Origin of the sequence: Streptomyces sp. NPDC050439 (assembly GCF_040655335.1) — a bacterium.
Lineage (GTDB): Bacteria > Actinomycetota > Actinomycetes > Streptomycetales > Streptomycetaceae > Streptomyces.
The window spans coordinates 197086-219561 of the sequence record NZ_JBFAJT010000011.1; the positions used below are offsets into that span (position 1 = coordinate 197086).

At 70.0% G+C, this 22476-nt stretch carries 26 protein-coding genes; 24 read left to right on the plus strand and 2 right to left on the minus strand.

From position 1 onward, the window contains the following. The first annotated feature begins 46 nt into the window (after positions 1-46). Positions 47-955 (plus strand): LysR substrate-binding domain-containing protein, encoded by a 909-nt coding sequence (locus AB0I66_RS37465; RefSeq protein WP_363212527.1) that lies wholly within the window; start codon positions 47-49, stop codon positions 953-955. Between the two features lie 42 nt (positions 956-997). Here AB0I66_RS37465 and AB0I66_RS37470 read toward each other — a convergent pair whose 3' ends face one another. Then, positions 998-1861 (minus strand): SAM-dependent methyltransferase, encoded by an 864-nt coding sequence (locus AB0I66_RS37470; protein ID WP_363212528.1) that lies wholly within the window; start codon positions 1859-1861, stop codon positions 998-1000. 227 nt (positions 1862-2088) lie between these two features. On the opposite strand from AB0I66_RS37470, the gene proS reads away from it, so the two are divergent. From proS to AB0I66_RS37560, 18 genes are all read left to right on the plus strand, one after another. Next, positions 2089-3519, plus strand: coding sequence for a proline--tRNA ligase (gene proS, locus AB0I66_RS37475; protein ID WP_363212529.1), 1431 nt, complete (start codon positions 2089-2091; stop codon positions 3517-3519). Positions 3520-3780: 261 nt separating this feature from the next. Continuing rightward, positions 3781-4377 carry a hypothetical protein gene (locus tag AB0I66_RS37480; RefSeq protein ID WP_351165389.1) on the plus strand — a complete coding sequence of 199 codons (597 nt, stop codon included), beginning with the start codon at positions 3781-3783 and terminating at the stop codon, positions 4375-4377. A 207-nt stretch (positions 4378-4584) separates the two neighbouring features. Beyond that, positions 4585-5022: a 30S ribosomal protein S16 gene (gene rpsP / locus AB0I66_RS37485; protein ID WP_363212531.1), complete on the plus strand. Its 438-nt coding sequence runs from the start codon at positions 4585-4587 to the stop codon at positions 5020-5022. Positions 5023-5024: 2 nt separating this feature from the next. Further along, entirely contained in the window at positions 5025-5264 is a 240-nt protein-coding gene (locus AB0I66_RS37490) for an RNA-binding protein (RefSeq protein WP_030361979.1), read from the plus strand. An 84-nt stretch (positions 5265-5348) separates the two neighbouring features. Further along, positions 5349-5942, plus strand: a complete 594-nt coding sequence (rimM, locus tag AB0I66_RS37495; protein ID WP_363212532.1) for a ribosome maturation factor RimM — start codon at positions 5349-5351, stop codon at positions 5940-5942. Continuing rightward, positions 5942-6763: a tRNA (guanosine(37)-N1)-methyltransferase TrmD gene (gene trmD, locus AB0I66_RS37500; RefSeq protein WP_363212533.1), complete on the plus strand. Its 822-nt coding sequence runs from the start codon at positions 5942-5944 to the stop codon at positions 6761-6763. The genes rimM and trmD overlap by 1 nt, the downstream gene beginning before the upstream one ends. 132 nt (positions 6764-6895) lie before the next feature. Then, positions 6896-7246 (plus strand): 50S ribosomal protein L19, encoded by a 351-nt coding sequence (gene rplS, locus AB0I66_RS37505; protein WP_160507458.1) that lies wholly within the window; start codon positions 6896-6898, stop codon positions 7244-7246. Between the two features lie 45 nt (positions 7247-7291). Beyond that, complete coding sequence (gene lepB, locus AB0I66_RS37510; RefSeq protein WP_363212534.1) at positions 7292-8011, plus strand: signal peptidase I; 720 nt, start codon at positions 7292-7294, stop codon at positions 8009-8011. After that, positions 8004-9083 (plus strand): signal peptidase I, encoded by a 1080-nt coding sequence (gene lepB / locus AB0I66_RS37515; protein ID WP_363212535.1) that lies wholly within the window; start codon positions 8004-8006, stop codon positions 9081-9083. Before lepB (AB0I66_RS37510) ends, lepB (AB0I66_RS37515) begins: the two co-directional genes overlap by 8 nt. Continuing rightward, the gene (gene lepB, locus AB0I66_RS37520) at positions 8974-9939 is read left to right on the plus strand and encodes a signal peptidase I (protein WP_363212536.1); all 966 of its coding nucleotides are present in this window, start codon (positions 8974-8976) and stop codon (positions 9937-9939) included. The genes lepB (AB0I66_RS37515) and lepB (AB0I66_RS37520) overlap by 110 nt, the downstream gene beginning before the upstream one ends. An 80-nt stretch (positions 9940-10019) precedes the next feature. Then, positions 10020-10787 (plus strand): signal peptidase I, encoded by a 768-nt coding sequence (gene lepB, locus AB0I66_RS37525; RefSeq protein ID WP_363212537.1) that lies wholly within the window; start codon positions 10020-10022, stop codon positions 10785-10787. Further along, a complete protein-coding gene (locus tag AB0I66_RS37530) occupies positions 10777-11283 on the plus strand; it encodes an NUDIX hydrolase (RefSeq protein WP_363212538.1) in 507 nt (168 codons plus the stop codon). Before lepB (AB0I66_RS37525) ends, AB0I66_RS37530 begins: the two co-directional genes overlap by 11 nt. A gap of 55 nt (positions 11284-11338) precedes the next feature. After that, complete coding sequence (locus AB0I66_RS37535; protein ID WP_003965949.1) at positions 11339-11647, plus strand: DUF2469 domain-containing protein; 309 nt, start codon at positions 11339-11341, stop codon at positions 11645-11647. A 137-nt stretch (positions 11648-11784) separates the two neighbouring features. Beyond that, a complete protein-coding gene (locus AB0I66_RS37540) occupies positions 11785-12162 on the plus strand; it encodes a YraN family protein (RefSeq protein ID WP_363212539.1) in 378 nt (125 codons plus the stop codon). Continuing rightward, positions 12162-13781: a YifB family Mg chelatase-like AAA ATPase gene (locus AB0I66_RS37545; RefSeq protein WP_363212540.1), complete on the plus strand. Its 1620-nt coding sequence runs from the start codon at positions 12162-12164 to the stop codon at positions 13779-13781. Before AB0I66_RS37540 ends, AB0I66_RS37545 begins: the two co-directional genes overlap by 1 nt. Beyond that, positions 13778-14944 (plus strand): DNA-processing protein DprA, encoded by a 1167-nt coding sequence (gene dprA / locus AB0I66_RS37550; protein ID WP_363212541.1) that lies wholly within the window; start codon positions 13778-13780, stop codon positions 14942-14944. The genes AB0I66_RS37545 and dprA overlap by 4 nt, the downstream gene beginning before the upstream one ends. A gap of 328 nt (positions 14945-15272) precedes the next feature. Beyond that, positions 15273-16115, plus strand: coding sequence for an RNA polymerase sigma factor WhiG (whiG, locus tag AB0I66_RS37555; RefSeq protein WP_363212542.1), 843 nt, complete (start codon positions 15273-15275; stop codon positions 16113-16115). 132 nt (positions 16116-16247) lie between these two features. Further along, complete coding sequence (locus AB0I66_RS37560) at positions 16248-16805, plus strand: helix-turn-helix domain-containing protein (RefSeq protein WP_363212670.1); 558 nt, start codon at positions 16248-16250, stop codon at positions 16803-16805. Here AB0I66_RS37560 and AB0I66_RS37565 read toward each other — a convergent pair. Continuing rightward, complete coding sequence (locus AB0I66_RS37565; RefSeq protein ID WP_363212543.1) at positions 16759-17481, minus strand: M23 family metallopeptidase; 723 nt, start codon at positions 17479-17481, stop codon at positions 16759-16761. The two genes, AB0I66_RS37560 and AB0I66_RS37565, sit on opposite strands and share 47 nt — an antisense overlap. A 282-nt stretch (positions 17482-17763) precedes the next feature. Here AB0I66_RS37565 and rpsB point away from each other — a divergent pair, with 282 nt between their 5' ends. From rpsB to AB0I66_RS37590, 5 genes are all read left to right on the plus strand, one after another. Further along, on the plus strand, positions 17764-18699 hold the full coding sequence (gene rpsB, locus AB0I66_RS37570; RefSeq protein WP_363212544.1) for a 30S ribosomal protein S2: 936 nt from the start codon (positions 17764-17766) through the stop codon (positions 18697-18699). A 93-nt stretch (positions 18700-18792) separates the two neighbouring features. After that, complete coding sequence (gene tsf, locus AB0I66_RS37575) at positions 18793-19629, plus strand: translation elongation factor Ts (protein WP_363212545.1); 837 nt, start codon at positions 18793-18795, stop codon at positions 19627-19629. A gap of 185 nt (positions 19630-19814) precedes the next feature. Then, positions 19815-20576 carry a UMP kinase gene (gene pyrH / locus AB0I66_RS37580; protein WP_363212546.1) on the plus strand — a complete coding sequence of 254 codons (762 nt, stop codon included), beginning with the start codon at positions 19815-19817 and terminating at the stop codon, positions 20574-20576. A 159-nt stretch (positions 20577-20735) separates the two neighbouring features. Continuing rightward, positions 20736-21293, plus strand: a complete 558-nt coding sequence (gene frr, locus AB0I66_RS37585; protein WP_127829926.1) for a ribosome recycling factor — start codon at positions 20736-20738, stop codon at positions 21291-21293. A 34-nt stretch (positions 21294-21327) separates the two neighbouring features. Next, entirely contained in the window at positions 21328-22401 is a 1074-nt protein-coding gene (locus AB0I66_RS37590; RefSeq protein WP_363212548.1) for a phosphatidate cytidylyltransferase, read from the plus strand. The last annotated feature ends 75 nt before the right edge of the window (positions 22402-22476 follow it).

A 22476-nucleotide genomic window follows, 5' to 3' on the forward strand; every position in this document is an offset into this window, starting at 1 on the left:
CCATAAGTCCAAGAGCTGGATCTTCTCGCCGCTAGCATGCCCAGTTATGGAACTCCGCCAGCTCCAGTACTTCGTCGCCGTCGCGGAGGAGGCCAACTTCACCCGCGCCGCCGCCCGTCTGCACCTGGCCCAGCCGGGCCTGAGCGCTCAGGTCCGGCAGCTGGAGAAGGAGCTCGGGCAGCAACTCCTCGACCGCTCGGGGCGGTCGGTGACCCTGACGGAGGTGGGCGAGGCCGTCCTGCCGTTCGCGCGGGCCGCGCTCGCCGCGGTCGAGGGCGTGCGGCACACCGCGGACGAGTTCACCGGACTGCTGCGGGGGCACGTGACGGTGGGACTCGTGTCGGGGGCCGCCACCCATGAGTTCGACGTGGTCTCCGTCCTGGCCGACTTCCATGACGCCCACCCCGAGGTGGAGATCGCCCTCACCGAGGACGCGTCCGACCGCATGCTGGCCGCGCTGCGCCACGGCGAACTGGACATCGCCCTGCTCGGCCTGGCGGACGGGGCACCCCCGCCGGGTGTCTCCTCGCAATTCGTGATCGATGAACCACTGGTGGTCGTCGTGCGCCCCGGTGACGCCCTCCTGACACCCGAGAGCCGTACGAGTGTCCCGCTGGCCGAGCTCCGTGACCGTCCGCTGATCAGCTTGCCGCGCGGCACCGGCGTGCGCGGGGTGCTCGACCGCGCCTGCGCGCAGGCCGGCGTCCGGCCCCGCATCGCCTTCGAGGCCGCGGTCCCGCAGGTCCTCGTGCAACTCGTCGTGCGCGGCCTTGGGGTGGCCGTCCTTCCGGCGCTGGAGCCCCGTACGGCAGCCGCCTACGGACTGCGGACGCTGGAGATCACGGACCCCCGGCTCCGTGGCCGCATCGCGCTGACCTGGCGCACGGACGGCCCCGCGAGCCCGGCGGCCAGAGTGCTGCTCGACCGCCTCCGGACGGCGCTGGGCACTGGTTAGCTGGGCACTGGTTAGGCGTACGCCCCTATCGCGCGTACGCCCCTATCGCGTGCGCGCGATCAAGTACCGGAACACGTTCGGCATCCACACCGTTCCGTCCCGTCGTTTGTGCGGGTGCAGGGCCTCCGTCAGTTCCTTGTCGACCTGCACCTGATCGGTCGCGCCCACCGCGGCGTCGAACAGTCCTGTGGAGAGCAGACCGCGGACCGCGCTCTCGGTGTCCGCGTACCCGAAGGGGCAGGCGACGCGTCCCGAGCCGTCCGGCTTGAGGCCTGCCCGCTGGGCGACCTCCTCCAGGTCGTCACGGAGCGCGGGGCGCCAACTTCCCGTATTGCGGAGCGGGTCGGCGAGCTTGGTCGCCACCTTCAGTACAGAAGAGGTCGTGCAGCGCTCCGGCGGACCCCAGCCGACGAGCACCACGGGGGTGCCGCGCCCGGTCAGCGGGACGGTGGACTCCAGGAGGCCGGAAAGGCCCTCGGAGTCGCCCGCCACACAGCCGATCGGCTGGAACGCGGTCACCAGGTTGAAGAGGGGGACATCAGGCCCCGAGACGTCGGCGGGGCCTCCCTCGACGAGCCGGGTGCCGCCGTGTCCCTCTGTGTCCGAGGCCGTCTCCGGCAGCAGGCGTTCGCGCGCCAGGGCGAGCCGTTCGGGAGCCGCGGTGTCGACGCCGGTGACCGAGGCGCCCCGGGATTCCGCCATCAGGAGGGCGAGCCCGGAACCGCAGCCGAGACCGAGAAGCCGTGTTCCGCCGCCCACGTCGAGTCGTTCGTACACCGCCTCGTAGAGCGGGACCAGCATCCGTTCCTGGATCTCCGCCCAGTCACGCGCGCGTGCGCACCGGTCCACGCCGCGCGGGGTCGTGCCCGCGCGGGGGAGGTGCGGCTGCGCGAGTGTAGGTGACATCGAAAGCGCCCCAATCCGCCGAGAGTTGCTGGAGTGTCGTATTCAAACGGTTCGTCCGCCCCCGTGCAGTGCGCTCGCACTCCCCCCGTATGCCAGAGAACTCCGCATCCGTCGCGGCGTCCAGAGGTTGTGGGGCAATGCTTGCGTGCCACCGTCGTGCGCCCCCTGAAGAAGCCCCGGAAGAATTCAATTCACGCGCTCCGGAGGCCCGCCGTACCATGCGCGCCATGGCTAAGGCACCCGTACTCACGCCCCGGGCGGAAGACTTTCCGCGCTGGTACCAGGACCTGATCAACAAGGCCCAGCTGGCCGACAACGGTCCGGTGCGGGGCACCATGGTGATCCGGCCGTACGGCTACGGCCTGTGGGAGCGCATGCAGCAGGACATGGACGCCCGCATCAAGGAGACGGGTACCCAGAACGCGTACTTCCCTCTCCTCATCCCCCAGTCGTACCTGACCAGGGAGGCCGAGCACGTCGAAGGCTTCGCCCCGGAGCTGGCCGTCGTCACGCACGGCGGCGGCAAGGAGCTGGAAGAGCCGGTCGTCGTGCGCCCCACCTCCGAGACGATCGTCAACGAGTACTTCGCCAAGTGGGTGCAGAGCTACCGCGACCTGCCGCTCCTGATCAACCAGTGGGCCAACGTGGTCCGTTGGGAGCTGCGCCCCCGGCTCTTCCTGCGGACGTCGGAGTTCCTCTGGCAGGAGGGCCACACGGCCCACGCGACGTACGAGGAGGCACGCGACTTCGCGGCCCGCATCCACCGTGACGTCTACGGAGCCTTCATGCGGGACGTCCTCGCGATGGACTTCGTGCTGGGCCGCAAGACCGCGAAGGAGCGCTTCGCGGGCGCCGTCAACACCCTCACGCTCGAAGGCATGATGGGCGACGGCAAGGCCCTCCAGCTGGGCACCAGCCACGAGCTCGGCCAGAACTTCGCCAGGGCCTTCCACACGCAGTACCTCTCCAAGGAGGGCAAGCAGGAGCTGGTCTGGCAGACCTCCTGGGGCAGTACGACAAGGATGATCGGCGCCCTGGTGATGATGCACGGCGACGACAGCGGCCTGCGGGTCCCGCCGCGTCTCGCGCCGGTCCAGGCCGTCGTCCTCGCCGTCAAGGGTGACGACGCGGTGCTCACCGAGGTCCGCGAGATCGGTGACCGCCTCAAGGCCGCCGGCGTGCGCGTCCAGGTCGACGACCGCACGGACATCCCCTTCGGGCGCCGCGCCGTCGACTGGGAGCTCAAGGGAGTGCCGGTGCGCGTCGAGGTGGGCCCGCGCGACCTCGCGAACGGCACCGCGATGGTGGCCCGCCGGATCGTCGACGAACACAGCGGGGGAGGCAAGGAGCCGGTCGCGATCGACTCCCTGGTGACGCTGCTGCCCACCCTCCTCGAAGAGGGCCAGCAGCTGCTCCTCGACCAGGCCCGCGAACGGCGGGAGTCCCGCACCTCGGACGTCACCACGGTGCCGGAGGCGGTGGAGGCCACGGCCGCCGGCGGCTGGGCGCGCATCCCCTGGGCCACGCTCGGCCCGGAGGGCGAGGCGAAGCTCGCGGAGCACTCCGTGTCCGTACGGTGTCTGGTCACGGAGGACGGGGCGGTGCCGGACGCCGATGAGACCCCGGGTAACGTCGCCGTGGTGGCCCGCGCCTACTGACGCGGGCGCCTCCGGTACCGGCGCGCCCGTTCGCGGCTCGCACGCCTGCCGAGGCAACCCACGTCCCGGTGTACGCGCTTCTTCTACGCGCCGGGGCGTACGCGCCACTACGTACCGGCTTGCCATGAGCTGCGAGGCTTCTGGGCAGATCAGCGCACCCGCCCTCGTCCGGACGCATCAATGACAACTGACGGGTACGTGCAAATTATTTGGGATGCCCCGGAATGGAACCCCTGGGCATCCCGGCTCGTTGTTCACGACGTGAGCACGACACCACCTGTTCTCGCCGCAGAGCTGGCACAGGCGTGGGCCGATATTCAGCGGCACCACCCCGAGCTGCCCGATCTTGCCGCGCCCGAATCCCTGATCGGAGAGTCGTCGTCCGCCTGCGGCGCCGAACTCTCCTTCGAGCGACTGCTCCACGAGGCAGTCCATGGCATCGCCGCGTCACGCGGCGTACGCGACACCTCACGCGCGGGCCGCTATCACAACCGCAGATTCCTCGCGATCGCCGAGGAGCTGGGCCTCGACCACCCCGAGGAGCCGCATCCCAGCAGCGGCTTCTCGCTGGTCACGCTCAACCCCGAGGCGCGCAAGCGCTACCGCCCGACGATCGAGCGGCTCCAGCGCGCCCTCAAGGCGCACACCGCGGCGACCGCCGCCGACACGGCACGCAGCTTCCGGGGCCCGGCCGCCCGGCACGGCTCCTCCGGGGGCGGCGTCCGCGTCAAGGCGGTCTGCGACTGCGGACGCAACGTCCGCGTGGTCCCCTCGGTGCTCGCCCAGGCGCCCATCGTCTGCGGCGGCTGCGGCAAGCCCTTCCGTATCCCGGAAGTGGTCGGCGCCGCCGCGGGCTGACGGGCTGAGCTGGGGATGCGTCGCGGGGGCGCCCGAACCGGGTTCGGACGTCCCGGCGGCGTATGGCACAATGGCTAGCTGTACTCGACGGCCGCATAGGAACCCTCTCGCCTCCGGCTGACGCGTCCATCGGGCACCCCGAGTACCGCAACCCCACGTGGCATCTCGTTGTGCCCAACCACGTCAAGACCAGGAGACACCACTCCAGTGGCAGTCAAGATCAAGCTGAAGCGTCTGGGCAAGATCCGTTCGCCTCACTACCGCATCGTCGTCGCCGACTCCCGTACCCGCCGTGATGGTCGGGCCATCGAGGAGATCGGTCTGTACCACCCGGTGCAGAACCCCTCGCGCATCGAGGTCGACTCGGAGCGCGCGCAGTACTGGCTCTCCGTCGGCGCTCAGCCGACCGAGCCGGTCATGGCGATCCTGAAGCTCACCGGTGACTGGCAGGCGCACAAGGGCCTTCCGGCCCCGGCGCCGCTGCTCGTCGCGGAGCCCAAGGACAAGCGCGCCGCGTTCGAGGCCTTCACCAAGGGCCTCGAGGGCGACGAGGCGAAGGGTGAGGCCATCACCCAGAAGGCCAAGAAGGCTGACAAGAAGGCGGACGAGGCCAAGGCCGAGTCCACCGAGTCGACCGAGGCCTGAGCATGCTCGAGGAGGCTCTCGAGCACCTCGTGAAGGGCATTGTCGACAACCCCGACGACGTGCAGGTCGCCTCGCGCAACCTGCGCCGGGGGCGTGTGCTCGAGGTCCGGGTTCACCCGGATGACCTCGGCAAGGTGATCGGCCGCAACGGCCGTACCGCGCGCGCTCTGCGGACCGTCGTGGGCGCCATCGGCGGCCGTGGTGTCCGCGTCGACCTCGTCGACGTGGACCAGGTTCACTGAACCACAGGTAGCACCGGCACGGGCCGGGGAGGGCTTCTGGCCCTCCTCGGCCCGTAGTCGTCTGCAGACACAGGAGAAAGAGCAGTGCAGCTGGTAGTCGCGCGGATCGGCCGCGCCCATGGCATCAAGGGTGAGGTCACCGTCGAGGTGCGGACCGACGAGCCGGAGCTGCGGCTCGGCCCCGGCGCCGTACTCGCCACCGACCCCGCCTCCACGGGGCCGCTGACCATCGAGACCGGCCGGGTGCACAGCGGCCGCCTCCTGCTGCGCTTCGAGGGCGTACGCGACCGCACGGGCGCCGAGGCGCTGCGCAACACGCTGCTCATCGCGGAGATCGACCCGGAAGAGCTTCCGGAGGACGAGGACGAGTACTACGACCATCAGCTGATGGACCTCGACGTCGTCACCAAGGAAGGCCTCGAGGTCGGCCGGATCACCGAGATCTCGCACCTGCCCTCGCAGGACCTGTTCATCGTGGAGCGGCCCGACGGCAGCGAGGTGATGATCCCCTTCGTGGAGTCGATCGTCACCGAGATCGACCTGGAGGAGCAGCGGGCGATCATCGACCCGCCGCCCGGCCTGATCGACGACCGCGCGGAGATCGCCTCGGCCAGGGACGCAGAGGAGCCTTCGGACGAGAAGCCCTCGGACGAGAAGCCCTCAGGGGACGACGCCTGATGCGGCTCGACGTCGTCACGATCTTCCCCGAGTACCTGGAACCCCTGAACGTCTCCCTCGTCGGCAAGGCACGCGCGCGTGGCCAGCTCGACGTGAACGTGCACGACCTCAGGGAGTGGACGTACGACCGGCACAACACGGTCGACGACACCCCCTACGGCGGCGGCCCCGGCATGGTCATGAAGACCGAGCCCTGGGGTGCGGCACTCGACGACGTACTCGCCGAGGGGTATGAGGCGGGGGCCCACGGGCCCGTCCTGGTCGTCCCCACGCCCAGCGGACGGCCCTTCACCCAGGAACTCGCCGTCGAGCTCTCCGAGCGGCCCTGGCTGGTCTTCACGCCCGCGCGCTACGAAGGCATCGACCGCCGTGTCATGGACGAGTACGCGACCCGGATGCCGGTCTACGAGGTGTCGATCGGCGACTACGTCCTCGCGGGCGGCGAGGCGGCCGTCCTGGTCGTCACCGAAGCCGTGGCCCGGCTCCTGCCCGGCGTCCTCGGCAACGCCGAGTCCCACCGCGACGACTCCTTCGCGCCAGGCGCCATGGCCAACCTCCTCGAAGGCCCCGTCTACACGAAGCCTCCCCAGTGGCGCGGCCACGGCATCCCGGACGTGCTCATCAGCGGCCACCACGGCAAGATCGCACGCTGGCGCAGGGACGAGGCGCTGCGGCGCACGGTCCGCAACAGGCCCGATCTGATCGAGCGCTGCGACCCCGCCGTCTTCGACAAGAAGGACCGCGAGATGCTCTCGATCCTGGGGTGGCGCCCGGGTCCCGACGGCCGATTTGGGCGAGACCCCCAGGCCGTGGAAGAATAGGCCGCTGCTGTACGTCCAGCGCGCGCCCCTGCCACAGGGGGAACGACGCCCGCCCGACGCGAACAGCTATCGAATCCTCATCACGAACTTCCCGCTGATGACCTGTGGCATCAGTGAAGAAAGCAGACGATCATGGCTAACCTGCTCGACTCCGTCGACAGCGCTTCGCTGCGCACCGACATCCCGGCCTTCCGCCCGGGTGACACCGTCAACGTCCACGTGCGCGTCATCGAGGGCAACCGCTCCCGTGTCCAGCAGTTCAAGGGCGTAGTCATCCGTCGCCAGGGTGCCGGCGTGCGCGAGACCTTCACGGTCCGCAAGGTCTCCTTCTCCGTCGGCGTGGAGCGCACCTTCCCGGTGCACACCCCGATCGTCGAGAAGATCGAGCTCGTCAGCCGCGGCGCCGTGCGTCGCGCGAAGCTGTACTACCTCCGTGAGCTGCGCGGCAAGGCCGCGAAGATCAAGGAGAAGCGCGACAACTGAGCTCGCGCACGGGTCCACAGCGGAGCCGGATAGCATCTGGCCCCGATGGACACCGAAGCACAGCACACGGAGCGCGACCGCTCCTCCCCACCCCCTGACTCCCCGAGCGCCGAGCGCGCGGGTGAGTCCGAGGGGACGGAGGACCGGTCGCGCTCCGCTTTTGTGTCGCTCGTGTCCTGGGTGCCCGGCGGCAGAGTCACCCTGACCCTGCTGTTCTGCATGGTGTCCCTGCTGCTCGTCAGCACCTTCGTGATGCAGCCCTTCCAGATCCCCAGCGGCTCCATGGAGCCCGCGTTCCGGGTCGGAGACCGGGTACTCGTCAACAAGTTGGCGTACCGTTTCGGTTCCGAGCCGCAGCGAGGTGACGCGGTCGTCTTCGACGGCAGCGGCTACTTCGGAGATGCCGACTACATCAAGCGGGTCGCAGGGGTAGGGGGAGACCGGGTGGTCTGCTGCGACAAGCGGGGGAGGATCAAGGTGAACGGCGAACCCGTCGACGAGCCGTACCTGTACCCGGGGGACGCCCCCTCGAAGGCGCGCTTCGTCGCGGTCGTCCCCGAAGGCAGCCTGTTCCTCCTCGGTGACCACCGCAGTGACTCCAGTGACTCCCGCGACCACCTGGGCCAGCCGGGCGGCGGCATGATCCCCGTCGACTCCGTGATCGGCAGGGCCGACTGGATCGCCTGGCCCATCGGACACTGGACCTCCCTGGAGCGTCCCGACAGCTACGCGCGCGTGCCGGCACCAGGCGGCGCGCATGGGTAACCGCGGGCGTACACGTGCCGCCAGTCACCGAGCCGACACCCGGCTGCCCACCGGCTCCCGGCCCACCACCGGTCCCGTACTGCCCGGCAGGGCCGAGCGGCGCAAGCTCGCGCGGAAGGTCAAGCGGCGCAGGCAGCGCTCGGCGATCAAGGAGATACCTCTCCTCATAGGCGTGGCGCTCCTCATAGCCCTGGTCCTGAAGACCTTCCTGGTGCAGGCCTTCGTGATCCCCTCGGGCTCGATGGAGCAGACGATCAAGATCGGCGACCGCGTGCTCGTCGACAAGCTCACCCCGTGGTTCGGTGCCAAGCCGAAGCGAGGCGACGTCGTCGTCTTCGAGGACCCCGGCAACTGGCTCAAGGACGAGCAGACCAAGAAGAAGGACGACCCCGTAGGCGTCAAGCAGGTCAAGGAAGGCCTCGCCTTCATCGGACTGCTTCCCTCCGACAACGAACGCGACCTGATCAAGCGCGTCGTGGGCACCGGCGGCGACACCGTGAAGTGCTGTGACAAGAACAAGAAGCTCACGGTCAACGGAGTCCCCCTCACCGAGCCCTACATCAATCCCGGGGACGAGCCGTCGTCGTTCGAGTTCGAGGTGAAGGTCCCTGAGGGGCGGCTCTTCGTCATGGGTGACCACCGCTCCGACTCGGCCGACTCCCGCTTCCACCGCACCGAGAAGTTCAGCGGCACGGTCTCCGAGGACAGCGTGGTGGGCCGCGCGCTCGTCATCGCCTGGCCCTTCGACCACTGGCGCAAACTGGAGGAGCCCGACACGTACGCGTCGGTGCCCGACGCGCGTGCGGGGTCGGACACCGCCCTTGGCCCGTCGCATAGGGTGGCCCCAGGCGATCGACACGGATTGACCGGACTCCCGACCCCTGCGGAACTCCCGCTCGTTATGGGAGTGGTGGGCCTGCATCGCATCAGGAGCGGGCAGCGGCACGGACTGAGGAGTGGATGTGGGGGATGTGGCGGTCGGCGCACGGTCCGGACACGGTGGGCCCGAGGAACAGCCGGGACGTTCAGACGAGCCGGAGGCCGCGGCGGACGGCGTGAGCCCCGGGAGTGACACCGCGGGGGCCGGTCCCGCGCCCGGTGAGCCGGACGGCAAGCAGGCCAAGGAGGCGAAGAAGCCCCGCTCCTTCTGGAAGGAGCTTCCCCTCCTCATCGGCATCGCGCTGATCCTGGCCCTGGTGATCAAGACTTTCCTGGTGCAGGCGTTCTCGATTCCCTCGGACTCGATGCAGAACACGCTCCAGAAGGGCGACCGCGTCCTGGTCGACAAGCTGACCCCGTGGTTCGGCTCGGAGCCCGAGCGCGGCGAGGTCGTCGTCTTCCGGGACCCCGGTCACTGGCTGGACGGTGAGCCGACGCCCGACCCGAACGCGCTCCAGCGGGTCCTCGGCTGGGTCGGCCTGATGCCGTCCGCCGACGAGAAGGACCTGATCAAGCGCGTCATCGCGGTCGGCGGCGACACGGTGGAGTGCAAGGGCACGGGCCCGGTGAAGGTCAACGGCAAGGCGCTGAACGAGCCGTACGTCTTCGAGGGCAACACCCCGTGCACCGTCGACGACCAGGGCGGCCAGTTCAAGCTCACCGTCCCCGCGGGCAAGATCTGGGTCATGGGCGACCACCGGCAGAACTCGCTGGACTCCCGCTACCACCAGAACCAGCCCGGCGGCGGCGCCGTCCCCGTGGACAACGTCGTGGGCCGCGCCATCGTGATCGCCTGGCCGCCCACCCGCTGGGCGACGCTGCCCAAGCCGGACACCTTCGACCAGCAGGGCATCAACGCCGCCATGAGCGCGGCGCCGGCGGCCCTCGGGCTCGCGGGTGCGGTGCCGGTCGTGCTCTGGCGCCGGCGTCGGCTGACGGTGGCTGCCGCGCAGGCCGCGAGGGTTTCTGGCGGAGGTACCGCCGGGTAGGGTGCCGTCCCAGATCGCCGATCTTCCGCGCTCCTGTTCGTAGGGGCGCGGGGTCGTCTCCGAAATGGGGGAGCACTGGGATGAGCAGGACACAACGTACGGACGAGGGCCGCGGACGGCTCGGCAGCGTGCTGTCGGGACTGGCCGTGGCCCTCGGCTGTGTGCTCTTCCTGGGAGGCTTCGTCTGGGGCGCCGTCCTGTATCAGCCCTACACCGTTCCCACCGGGTCGATGACGCCGACGATCGGCGCGGGCGACCGGGTCCTGGCCGAGCGGATCGACGGCAGCGAGGTGCGCCGCGGTGACGTCGTCGTGTTCCGGCAGGCGAGCTGGGGCGACCTGCCGATGGTCAAGCGCGTCGTCGGCGTCGGCGGGGACCGCATCTCCTGCTGCACGGACGGCAAGCTGATGGTCAACGGCAAGCCCGTCGCAGAACCGTATCTGCCGGAGGGTACGGGTGCCGCGGCCACCGGAATCCCGGCCACCACGGTCCCCAAGGGCAACCTTTTCCTGCTCGGTGACGAGCGCAGCGGCTCCCTGGACTCCAGCGTGCACCTGGGCGACTCCAACCGCGGCTCCGTGCCGCGCGGTGCGGTGGAGGGGCGGGTCGACGCGGTGGCCTGGCCGTCGGAGCGGTTCGGGACGCTGGAACGCCCCGAGGGCTTCGCCGGCATGCCGGGAGGCATCTCCGACCCCGGGCCCGTGCGGCTCATGGTGTGGGCGGTGGTGGCCGGCGCCGTTCTCGTCCTGGGCGGCGCGGCGTACGGCCCGGTGGCCAAGCGGCTGCGGCGCGGGCGCGAGCGTCCGCGGAGCCGCGACCGCTCGGGGGAGAGCGCCCATGTCGGCTGAGGAGCCGCAATCGGGGGCGCTGCGCAGGGTCGCGCGGGTGGTGCTGCTCGACCCGCAGGACCGCATCCTCCTGTTGCACGGCCATGAGCCGGAGGACGCGTCGGACGACTGGTGGTTCACGCCGGGCGGCGGTCTGGAGGGCGACGAGACGCATGAACAGGCCGCGCTGCGTGAACTGATGGAAGAGACGGGCATCACCGAGGTCGAGCTCGGCCCCGCCCTGTGGCAGCGGCTCTGCTCCTTCCCCTTCGCCGGACGGCGCTGGGACCAGGACGAGCGGTACTTCTTGGCGCGTACGTCGCAGACGTACACGCGGGCCGCGGGGCTGACGGAGCTGGAACGGCGGAGTGTCGCGGGAGCGCGATGGTGGACGTGCCAGGAACTGACCGAGGCACATGAGACGGTGTATCCGACCAGGCTCGCCGAGTTGCTTCGCAGGCTGCTCGACGAGGGTCCTCCGAGCCGGCCCGAGACGCTCGACACGGAAATCGTGTAGAGGCTCCAGGGGCTGACGCACAATAGGGGGACGCACGGCTGAAGGGGAACATGCCATGAGCGCCGAGGACCTCGAGAAGTACGAGACCGAGATGGAGCTGAAGCTCTACCGGGAGTACCGCGATGTCGTCGGTCTGTTCAAATATGTGATCGAGACCGAACGGCGCTTCTACCTCACCAACGACTACGAGATGCAGGTGCACTCGGTCCAGGGTGAGGTTTTCTTCGAGGTGTCCATGGCGGACGCCTGGGTGTGGGACATGTACAGGCCCGCCCGGTTCGTGAAGCAGGTGCGCGTCCTCACGTTCAAGGACGTGAATATCGAGGAGCTCAACAAGAGCGACCTCGAGCTGCCGGGCGGCTGAGTTCACCGCGCGGTTCACCGCTCGGTTCACCTTTCACCGCCACGGGTGAGCGAGTTATCCACAACGGATGAGTCGTCCACCAAGATCCACAGCGCTCGGGGCCGGGCCCCAGTGTGGGTGTCGGAGGTGGTTCCGACATGAACGCACGTGGGGCACTCGGGCGGTACGGCGAAGATCTGGCCGCGCGGCGGCTGGGCGAAGCCGGGATGACGGTTCTGGAGCGCAACTGGCGCGGTGGCAGGACCGGCGAGATCGACATCGTGGCCATGGACGGCGAAGCGCTGGTCGTCTGTGAGGTCAAGACACGCAGGGCCGCCCTGGTCGGCTCGGGGATCTACCAGCACCCGATGGCCGCCGTGGGCCAGGCCAAGGCGGAGCGGTTGCGCCGTCTCGCCGAGCGCTGGATCGACGAGCGTGGCGGCCCACCGCCGGGCGGAGTCCGGATCGATCTCGTCGGCGTCCTGATCCCACGCCGCGGGGCCCCTGTCGTGGAGCACGCGCGGGGGGTGGCCTGATGGGATTCGCGCGTACGTGTTCCGTGGCGCTGGTGGGCGTCGAGGGCGTGGTCGTCGAGGTGCAGGCCGATCTGGAGCCGGGCGTCGCGGCGTTCACGCTGGTCGGGCTCCCGGACAAGAGCCTGACGGAGAGCAAGGACCGGGTCAGGGCCGCGGTGGTCAACTCCGGAGCGGAGTGGCCCCAGAAGAAGCTCACGGTGGGCCTCAGTCCGGCGTCGGTGCCCAAGGGCGGCAGCGGCTTCGATCTGGCGATCGCCTGCGCGGTGCTCGGCGCGGCGGAGCGCATCGATCCGCGGACCCTCACCGACATCGTGATGATCGGCGAGCTGGGGCTCGACGGGCGGGTGCGGCCGGTCAGGGGAGTGCTGCCCGCGGTCCTCGCGGCGGCCGATGCGGGCTATGAGCAGGTCGTCGTCCCGGAGTGCACGGCGGCGGAGGCCGCGCTGGTGCCGGGGGTCTCGATCCTGGGCGTGCGCAGCCTGCGGCAACTGATCGCGGTGCTGACCGACGAGCCGGTGCCGGAGGAGGAGCCCGACGAGCCGGGGCGCCCGGACCCGATGCTCGCGGGGCTCTGCGTGCCCGGGACCGGTGTGGGCACGGGGCTCAGCGGCGGCCTGGACGACGCCCTCGCCCTCGACCTCGCCGATGTCGTCGGCCAGACCTCGGCCAGGACCGCCGTCGAGGTGGCGGCGACGGGCGGACACCACCTCTTTCTGCAGGGCCCGCCGGGCGCGGGAAAGACGATGCTCGCGGAGCGGCTGCCGGCGATCCTGCCCCGGCTGACCCGGGAGGAGTCCCTGGAGGTGACGGCCGTCCACTCCGTGGCGGGCATGCTGCCACCGGGCAAGCCATTGGTGGACACCGCGCCGTACTGCGCGCCGCATCACTCCGCGACGATGCAGTCGCTGGTGGGCGGCGGCAAGGGAATCGCGCGGCCGGGGGCGGTCTCGTTGGCTCACCGTGGGGTGCTTTTTCTGGACGAGGCGCCGGAGTTCAGCGGCCAGACCCTGGACTCCTTGCGCCAGCCCCTGGAGTCCGGGCACGTGGTGATCGCTCGCAGCGCGGGAGTGGTGCGGCTGCCCGCGAAGTTCCTGATGGTGCTCGCCGCCAACCCCTGCCCCTGCGGCCGGCACACCCTGCTGGGTGACGGCTGCGAGTGCCCGGCGTCCGTCATCCGCCGCTATCAGGCGCGGCTGTCGGGACCGCTGCTCGACCGGGTCGACCTGAAGGTCGAGGTGGAGCCCGTCACGCGCTCCGAGCTGGCCGGGCACGGCACTCCGGGGGACTCCACGCAGACCGTCGCCGACCGGGTGCGGGCCGCCCGGGAGCGGGCGGCGGCCAGGCTGACCGGCACCGGCTGGCGCACGAACAGCGAGGTCCCGGGGCACGCGCTGCGCACGCGATGGCCCGCGGAGCCGGGCGCCCTGGACGCCGCCGAACTCGACCTGGAGCGTGGCTTCCTGACTGCCCGGGGGCTCGACCGCGTCCTGCGGGTCGCCTGGACCGTGGCGGACCTCGCAGGACGGGACCGTCCCGGGGTCCAGGACGTCGCCCTGGCACTGCAGTTGCGTACGGGGATCTCGCGGGGAGTACCGATGGCGATCGGGGCTCTGACATGACCTCGGACCAGGGCGGCAGCCCGGCGGAGGAGCGGCTGGCGAGGGTCGCCCTGACCCGCATTCTCGAACCGGGGGATGCGGTGGGCGGGCGGTGGTTGCGCGAGACCGGGGCCGCGGAAGTGGTGCGGCGGCTGGTCGCGGGGGAGGAGCGGCTGGCCGGGGTGACTCCGGCGAGGTGGGAAGGGCTGCGGGCGCGGGCCGTGCGGGCGAGGCCCGGGCGTGACCTGGCGGTGGCGCGGGACGCGGGGGTGCGCTTCGTGTGTCCGGGGGAGGCGGAGTGGCCCGCACAGCTGGACGACCTCGGGGACGCCCGGCCCGTGGGGCTATGGGTGCGGGGGCAGCCCAGCCTGCGGATATGGGCGCTGCGGTCGGTGGCCGTGGTCGGCGCGCGGGCCTGCACGGAGTACGGGGCGCACATGGCGGCCGGTCTGGGCGCGGGGCTGGCCGAGCGGGGGTGGGTGGTCGTGTCGGGCGGCGCCTATGGGGTGGACGGCGCCGCGCATCGGGGAGCGCTGGGGGCCGGCGGGGCGACGGTCGCGGTGCTCGCGTGCGGGGTCGATCAGGCCTATCCGCGCGGTCACGCCGAGTTGCTGAGGAGGATCGCGGAACAGGGGCTGCTGGTGGGGGAGTTGCCGCCCGGGGACCATCCCACGCCGAGCAGGTTCATCCTCCGGAACCGCGTGATCGCCGCTCTCACCCGGGGGAGTGTCGTCGTCGAGGCCGCTTACCGCAGCGGTGCGCTCGCCACGGCGCGCAGTGCTCAGGAGCTCGGACGGTTCGCGATGGGGGTTCCTGGCCCCGCGACGAGCGGTCTCTCGGCGGGGGTGCACGAACTGCTGCGGCGGGACGGAATCCTGGTGACCGACGCGGCGGACGTCGTCGAGCTGGTGGGCGACATGGGCGAGCTGGCCCCGGAGCGGCGCGGGCCCGTCGTGCCGCGTGATCTGCTCGCCCCGGACGCCGCGCGCGTCCTGGCGGCGGTGCCCGGCCGGGGGAGTGCGTCGCCCCGGGAGATCGCACTCGGGGCGGGCACGGTGGTGGACATGGCGATCGGTCGGTTGTACGAGTTGCGCTCTCTCGGGTTCGTCGAACGACACGGCGAGGGCTGGCAGTTGACACGCCAGGCGATTGTGTCGGTCTCGTCGGAGGGAGGCGGTTCGTGACCGACCGTGTTCGGCCGTCTGGATGAACCCCCGATGTCCTTGGGGGCGCCCGCAGTTGACGCTTCAAGCTCGTCACGGACGGCGACGAGGGGTACTCGGCGGGGCGCCCAGCGGAACGTATCTGCGTACGCGGGATCCCCTACTGTTCGCACACTGCGACACTTCAGTCACGCTACGCTCACAAGGATTCCGACGCGGACAGGCAACCACGGGCAAGCAGACGGACAACCTCATTCACTTCACGCAAACTCACCACCTCGCGGGCGCGGGCGAATCCATCGGCTCGCACGACCTCACCGGTTCACGGCAGAACGGCTCAAGGCAACAAATGCCCCAGCACACCTCAGGGTCCGATCGGGCGGCGGCTCCTCCCGCCGCCCGGAGCGGCGAGCGGGAGCGGCCCCCCGCCCCCTCGTCGCTGGACGAGCTGTGGCGGTCGTACAAGGACACGGGGGACGGGCGACTGCGCGAACAGTTGATCCTGCACTACTCGCCGCTGGTGAAATATGTCGCGGGCCGGGTCAGCGTGGGCCTTCCGCCCAATGTCGAGCAGGCGGACTTCGTGTCCTCCGGGGTGTTCGGCCTGATCGACGCGATCGAGAAGTTCGACATCGAGCGTTCCATCAAGTTCGAGACGTACGCGATCACGCGCATCCGTGGCGCGATGATCGACGAACTGCGTGCGCTCGACTGGATTCCCCGGTCGGTGCGGCAGAAGGCGCGCAACGTCGAGCGGGCCTACGCCACGCTCGAAGCACAGTTGCGGCGTACTCCGTCGGAGGGCGAGGTCGCCGACGAGATGGGCATCGCCATCGAGGAATTGCACGCCATTTTCAGCCAGTTGTCGCTGGCGAACGTGGTGGCCCTCGAGGAGCTGCTGCACGTCGGCGGCGAGGGCGGCAACCGTCTGAGCCTGATGGACACCCTCGAGGACACCGCGGCCGACAACCCCGTGGAGGTCGCCGAGGACCGCGAGCTGCGGCGGCTGCTCGCGCGCGCGATCAACACGCTGCCGGAGCGGGAGAAGACCGTCGTGACGCTCTACTACTACGAGGGCCTGACGCTCGCCGAGATCGGCAACGTGCTCGGTGTGACGGAGAGCCGCGTGAGCCAGATCCACACGAAGTCGGTGCTCCAGCTGCGGGCGAAGCTGGCGAGTTTCGGCCGCTGAGCGCGCTGAATCGTCCCTGCCCCCGGCATGTGCCGTGCGATCGCGGTGTGGGGTTCCGCCGAGTGCATCGACTCCCGTCCTCGCGGTCACGTCCGTAGAGTGGAGGGCGTGCCAAGGATTCGAGCGGCCTCTGTGGCCGAGCACCGGTCGATGCAGCGCGGCGCCCTCCTGGACGCCGCACGGTCCCTGCTGTCCGAGGGCGGTACGGAGGCGTTGACCTTCCCCGCCCTCGCTGAACGCACGGGGCTCGCGCGGTCGTCCGTGTACGAGTACTTCCGGTCGCGGGCCGCGGTCGTGGAAGAGCTGTGCGAGGTCGACTTCCCCGTCTGGGCGGCGGAGGTCTCCGCCGCGATGGAGGGCGCCGACTCCGCCGAGGGCAAGGTCGAGGCGTACGTCAGGCGTCAGCTCGATCTGGTGGGGGACCGCCGCCACCGGGCCGTCGTCGCGATCTCCGCGGCCGAGCTGGACGCGGGTGCGCGCGAGAAGATCCGGGCCGCGCACGGAGGGCTCGTCGCCATGATCGGCGAGGCGCTGTGCGAGCTGGGGCACGCCGAGCCACGGCTCGCTGCGATGCTCCTGCAGGGTGTCGTGGACGCGGCGGTGCGGCGCATCGAGCTGGGCGCCGCCGAGGACCCGACCGCCATCACCGAGGCGGCCGTGGCCATGGCCCTGCGAGGGGTGCGGGGCTGAGGCTCCGCACGTCGACGCCCGGCAGCGGGGCGTCCCGTCCCCCTGCCCCGCCCCGCAGAACGCCTGCCCACAGCGGGACCGGCCGCAAGAACGACACCGGCCGCAGGAACGGCACATCGATCACCGGCAGCAGCCGGGCGGCCCCGCGTCGCAGCAGCCACGGCGGCATCAGCGACAGCGGGTCCAGATACGCCTCGGCCCTCAGCAGCCCCCAGTGGAGACAGCTGCCCGCGCAGTGGGTGCGAGGCGGCTCCAGTACCCCCAGCGTCTCGCCCGCCGCCACCTCGGCGCCCTTCTCGACCGTGGCCCGCACCGGCTCGTACGTCGTGCGCAGGGGTGGATCACCCGTGCCCGTCAGCTCCACGGCGATCACTCCCCGTCCCGCCACCCGGCCCGCGAAGGAGACCTTGCCCGCGGCCACCGCCCGGACCACCGAACCCGGCGGCGCCGCGAGGTCCACGCCCCGGTGGCCCCGGCCGTACTCCGTCGCCGGCGGCTCCCAGCCCCGTACGACGGCGGGCCGCACCCCCACCGGCCAAGCGCGGCCGATCTTCGGCACCGGCTCCCCGGCAGCCCCGGCGGGCACCACCGCCACGGTGATCAAGGCCACGCACAGCAACACCGGACCCGGCAACAGACGCAGAACCGCACGCAGTCTTCTTCGCATGTGAGACATGCCAGAACCGTCCCGCGCCGGGCCGGTCCGCGGGGATCATGGCGCGGATCTGTGGATGACCAGCCGCTTGTGGACAGCGGCGTCACCCGCTGCCTCGCGGGTCCCGTACACTTCTTGTGGCGATCCGGGTCACCGGGTCGACTTCGCACGCCCCGACACCAGGCCATCAAAAGCCAGGTGCCAGCGCCTCTCGGTCCTTTGTGGCACGGCGCGATCGCGGGCGTCAGGCGCGACCGCCATCCGGCGGACGCGGCACAACCGAGAACACCTAGGAGTACGGCCATGGCCGTCGTCACGATGCGGGAGCTGCTGGAAAGCGGCGTCCACTTCGGTCACCAGACCCGTCGTTGGAACCCGAAGATGAAGCGCTTCATCTTCACGGAGCGCAACGGCATCTACATCATCGACCTGCTCCAGTCGCTGTCGTACATCGACCGCGCCTACGAGTTCGTCAAGGAGACCGTCGCCCACGGCGGCACGGTCATGTTCGTCGGCACGAAGAAGCAGGCGCAGGAGGCCATCGCCGAGCAGGCGACCCGCGTCGGCATGCCCTACGTGAACCAGCGCTGGCTGGGCGGCATGCTCACCAACTTCTCGACCGTCTACAAGCGCCTGCAGCGCCTGAAGGAGCTCGAGCAGATCGACTTCGAGGATGTGGCCGCGTCCGGCCTCACCAAGAAGGAGCTGCTCGTCCTCTCCCGCGAGAAGGCCAAGCTGGAGAAGACCCTCGGCGGTATCCGCGAGATGTCCAAGGTGCCCAGCGCCGTCTGGATCGTGGACACCAAGAAGGAGCACATCGCGGTCGGCGAGGCCCGGAAGCTCAACATCCCGGTCGTCGCCATCCTCGACACCAACTGTGACCCCGACGAGGTCGACTACAAGATCCCGGGCAACGACGACGCGATCCGCTCCGTCACGCTGCTCACCCGCGTGATCGCCGACGCCGTCGCCGAGGGCCTCATCGCCCGTTCCGGCGTCGCCACGGGCGACCAGAAGCCGGGCGAGAAGGCCGCCGGCGAGCCGCTCGCCGAGTGGGAGCGCGACCTGCTCGAGGGCGAGAAGAAGGCCGACGAGCCCAAGGCTGACGAGGCCAAGGCCGACGAGGCCGAGGTTCAGAAGTCCGCCGAGACGGAGAAGGCCGCCGACGCCGAGCAGGCCGAGGCCCCCGCCGAGGTTGCCGCCGCCGAGGCCCCCGCCGCGGAGACCGAGCAGGCCTGACCTTCACAGGTTCGGTAGTTGACGGCGGGGGCCCACAGGCCCCCGCCGTTCACCCGTAGATCTTTCAGACCTCCGAAAGAGAATTTCAGGATCATGGCGAACTACACCGCCGCTGACGTCAAGAAGCTCCGTGAGCTCACGGGCGCCGGCATGATGGACTGCAAGAAGGCGCTCGACGAGGCCGACGGCAGCGTCGACAAGGCCGTCGAGGCCCTGCGCATCAAGGGCCAGAAGGGCGTCGCCAAGCGCGAGGGCCGCTCCGCCGAGAACGGCGCCGTGGTCTCCCTCATCGCCGACGACAACACCTCCGGCGTGATCGTCGAGCTGAAGTGCGAGACGGACTTCGTCGCCAAGGGCGAGAAGTTCCAGGCCGTCGCGAACTCGCTGGCCGCGCACATCGCCAAGACGTCCCCGGCCGACCTCGAGGCGCTTCTCGCGTCCGAGATCGAGTCCGGCAAGACCGTCCAGGCGTACGTCGACGAGGCCAACGCCAACCTCGGCGAGAAGATCGTCCTGGACCGCTTCGCGCAGTTCTCGGGCACCTTCGTGACCGCGTACATGCACCGCACCATGCCCGACCTGCCCCCGCAGATCGGTGTTCTGGTCGAGCTGGACAAGGCCGACGCCGACCTCGCCAAGGGCATCGCGCAGCACATCGCCGCCTTCGCGCCGAAGTACCTCTCCCGCGAGGACGTCCCGGCCGAGGTCGTCGAGTCCGAGCGCCGCGTCGCCGAGGAGACCACCCGCGCCGAGGGCAAGCCCGAGGCCGCGCTGCCCAAGATCGTCGAGGGTCGCGTCAACGGCTTCTTCAAGGAGGCCACCCTCCTCGGTCAGCCGTACGCGCTCGACAACAAGAAGTCCGTCCAGAAGGTTCTGGACGAGGCCGGTGTCACCCTGAAGCGCTTCTCGCGCATCAAGGTCGGCATCTGAGTCCGTACCGCGATCGACGGTAGACCCCGCTAGGGTCGACAGCGGTCGCCCGCGTACCCACGCGTACGCGACGTACGACCGCAGGATCTGACGAGGAGGCCATTGCCGAGCATGGGATGCGAACGACACCCCACCGGCAGTGGCCTTCTTCGTATGTGCGCCGAGCAAAAAGAAGCGAGAACTCCATGACCACCAAGGCCGACACAAACAGCGGCGACGATAAAGTCCCCGGTCGTTTCCTGCTGAAGCTCTCCGGTGAGGCATTCGCCGGCGGGGGCGGCCTTGGCGTCGACCCCGACGTGGTGCACGCGATCGCCAAGGAGATCGCCGCGGTCGTCCGGGACGGAGCCCAGATCGCGGCCGTCATCGGCGGCGGCAACTTCTTCCGTGGCGCTGAGCTCCAGCAGCGCGGCATGGACCGTGCCCGCTCGGACTACATGGGCATGCTCGGCACGGTCATGAACTGCCTCGCCCTCCAGGACTTCCTGGAGAAGGAAGGCATCGAGTGCCGCGTGCAGACCGCCATCACGATGGGCCAGGTCGCGGAGCCGTACATCCCGCTGCGCGCCGTGCGGCACCTGGAGAAGGGCCGTGTGGTCATCTTCGGTGCCGGCATGGGCATGCCGTACTTCTCCACCGACACGACCGCGGCGCAGCGCGCCCTGGAGATCGACGCCGAGGCCCTGCTCATGGGCAAGAACGGTGTCGACGGGGTCTACGACTCCGACCCCAAGACCAACCCGGACGCGGTGAAGTACGACGCGCTCGGTTATGGCGAGGTCATCACCCGCGACCTCAAGGTCGCCGACATGACCGCGATCACGCTGTGCCGCGACAACAAGCTGCCCATCCTGGTCTTCGAGTTGCTCTCCACCGGCAATATCGCGCGTGCCGTCAAGGGTGAGAAGATCGGCACGCTCGTGGGCGACGAGGGCACCCGCTCCTGATCTCGGGACGGCCCCCCGAGGGCCACGAGGGATGGACAAAGCCCTGCCGGTCGGACACGGTGCAGGGAAAGAGACGCGACGCAGCCGACGCCCCATGGACTCCCCCTACTTCACCGTGTGGGGGCGCCCCCAGCCCACTCACAACACCAGGAGCAAGTGGTGATCGAAGAGACCCTCCTCGAGGCCGAGGAGAAGATGGAGAAGGCCGTCGTGGTCGCCAAGGAGGACTTCGCCGCGATTCGCACAGGCCGTGCGCACCCGGCGATGTTCAACAAGATCGTGGCCGACTACTACGGCGCCCTTACGCCGATCAATCAGCTGGCCTCGTTCTCGGTGCCCGAGCCGCGGATGGCCGTGGTGACCCCGTTCGACAAGAGCGCGCTGCGCAACATCGAGCAGGCGATCCGCGACTCCGACCTCGGCGTCAACCCCAGCAATGACGGAAACATCATCCGGGTGACGTTCCCCGAGCTGACGCAGGACCGCCGCAAGGAGTACATCAAGGTCGCCAAGACCAAGGCCGAGGACTCCAAGATCTCGATCCGCTCCATCCGCCGCAAGGCCAAGGAAGCGATCGACAAGGCGATCAAGGACGGCGACATCGGCGAGGACGAGGGCCGGCGCGCGGAGAAGGAGCTCGACGACACCACCGCGAAGTACGTCGCACAGGTGGACGAGCTGCTCAAGCACAAGGAAGCCGAGCTGCTCGAGGTCTGAGGGCTCGTGGTCTGAGGACTGAGGAATCCGATCCGTGAACGACTCTTCCTGGGGGGCGCCTCCCAGAGCCGGGTACTGGGGGCCGCCCGACCAGGGCCCTGCTCAAGGGGCTGCCCCGGCAGGTCCCGCGTACGATGCGCATGACGCCCTGTATCCAGCAGAGACGCAGCCCATGCCCATCGTGCCTGACATGCCTGAAGTACCCCGGGAGCCCATGCCCAGCGCATCACAGCCCGCCCCTGAGGCGCCGCGAGCGCCTCAAGCGCCCAAGGTGCCCCAAGCGCCGCAGAAGAAGAGCGCGGGCCGTGATCTCGGGGCGGCCATAGGAGTCGGCGTGGGGCTCGGCGCGGTGATCGTCGCGTCGCTCTTCATCGTGAAGGCCGTCTTCATCGGCGTCATAGCGGTCGCCGTCGTGGTCGGTCTCTGGGAACTCACCTCGCGGCTCCAGGAGCGCAAGGAGATCAAGGCGCCGCTGGTCCCGCTGGCGGTGGGCGGCGCCGCGATGGTCGTCGCCGGGTACGTCCGCGGGCCCGAGGGCGCCTGGGTCGCCATGGCGCTCACCGCGCTCGCGGTGCTCGTCTGGCGGATGACCGAACCGCCCGAGGGCTATCTGAAGGACGTCACGGCGGGCGTCTTCGCGGCGTTCTACGTCCCGTTCCTCGCGACGTTCGTGGCGATGATGCTCACCGCCGACGACGGCGCGATGCGGGTGCTCACGTTCCTGCTCCTGACCGTGGTCAGCGACACCGGGGCGTACGCGATCGGCTGGCGCTTCGGCAAGCACAAGCTCGCCCCGCGCATCAGCCCCGGCAAGACCCGCGAGGGCCTGGTCGGAGCGGTGACGTTCGCGATGGCGGGGGGCGCGCTGTGCATGGAGTTCCTGATCGACGGCGGCACGTGGTGGCAGGGCCTGCTCATCGGCCTGGCGGTCGCCGCGAGCGCGACGCTCGGTGACCTCGGCGAGTCCATGATCAAGCGTGACCTCGGCATCAAGGACATGGGCACGCTGCTGCCGGGCCACGGCGGCATCATGGACCGCCTCGACTCCCTGCTGCCGACGGCACCGGTGGTCTGGCTGCTGCTCGTGATCTTCGTAGGATCCAGCTGACCTGCGTCTTCGCACACCAGGGGCTCGTCGTCCACAGGGCGGCGGGCCCCTTGCCTTATGTCTGCGACACTGGAT

Excerpts from the sequence above, each read along its gene's own strand:
- AB0I66_RS37465 (WP_363212527.1), top strand. The coding sequence starts at position 47 with ATGGAACTCCGCCAGCTCCAGTACTTCGTCGCCGTCGCGGAGGAGGCC.
- AB0I66_RS37470 (WP_363212528.1), bottom strand. The coding sequence starts at position 1,861 with ATGTCACCTACACTCGCGCAGCCGCACCTCCCCCGCGCGGGCACGACC.
- proS (WP_363212529.1), top strand. The coding sequence starts at position 2,089 with ATGGCTAAGGCACCCGTACTCACGCCCCGGGCGGAAGACTTTCCGCGC.
- AB0I66_RS37490 (WP_030361979.1), top strand. The coding sequence starts at position 5,025 with ATGCTCGAGGAGGCTCTCGAGCACCTCGTGAAGGGCATTGTCGACAAC.
- trmD (WP_363212533.1), top strand. The coding sequence starts at position 5,942 with ATGCGGCTCGACGTCGTCACGATCTTCCCCGAGTACCTGGAACCCCTG.
- rplS (WP_160507458.1), top strand. The coding sequence starts at position 6,896 with ATGGCTAACCTGCTCGACTCCGTCGACAGCGCTTCGCTGCGCACCGAC.
- lepB (WP_363212534.1), top strand. The coding sequence starts at position 7,292 with ATGGACACCGAAGCACAGCACACGGAGCGCGACCGCTCCTCCCCACCC.
- lepB (WP_363212535.1), top strand. The coding sequence starts at position 8,004 with ATGGGTAACCGCGGGCGTACACGTGCCGCCAGTCACCGAGCCGACACC.
- lepB (WP_363212537.1), top strand. The coding sequence starts at position 10,020 with ATGAGCAGGACACAACGTACGGACGAGGGCCGCGGACGGCTCGGCAGC.
- AB0I66_RS37530 (WP_363212538.1), top strand. The coding sequence starts at position 10,777 with ATGTCGGCTGAGGAGCCGCAATCGGGGGCGCTGCGCAGGGTCGCGCGG.
- AB0I66_RS37535 (WP_003965949.1), top strand. The coding sequence starts at position 11,339 with ATGAGCGCCGAGGACCTCGAGAAGTACGAGACCGAGATGGAGCTGAAG.
- AB0I66_RS37540 (WP_363212539.1), top strand. The coding sequence starts at position 11,785 with ATGAACGCACGTGGGGCACTCGGGCGGTACGGCGAAGATCTGGCCGCG.
- AB0I66_RS37545 (WP_363212540.1), top strand. The coding sequence starts at position 12,162 with ATGGGATTCGCGCGTACGTGTTCCGTGGCGCTGGTGGGCGTCGAGGGC.
- dprA (WP_363212541.1), top strand. The coding sequence starts at position 13,778 with ATGACCTCGGACCAGGGCGGCAGCCCGGCGGAGGAGCGGCTGGCGAGG.
- whiG (WP_363212542.1), top strand. The coding sequence starts at position 15,273 with ATGCCCCAGCACACCTCAGGGTCCGATCGGGCGGCGGCTCCTCCCGCC.
- AB0I66_RS37565 (WP_363212543.1), bottom strand. The coding sequence starts at position 17,481 with ATGTCTCACATGCGAAGAAGACTGCGTGCGGTTCTGCGTCTGTTGCCG.
- rpsB (WP_363212544.1), top strand. The coding sequence starts at position 17,764 with ATGGCCGTCGTCACGATGCGGGAGCTGCTGGAAAGCGGCGTCCACTTC.
- tsf (WP_363212545.1), top strand. The coding sequence starts at position 18,793 with ATGGCGAACTACACCGCCGCTGACGTCAAGAAGCTCCGTGAGCTCACG.
- pyrH (WP_363212546.1), top strand. The coding sequence starts at position 19,815 with ATGACCACCAAGGCCGACACAAACAGCGGCGACGATAAAGTCCCCGGT.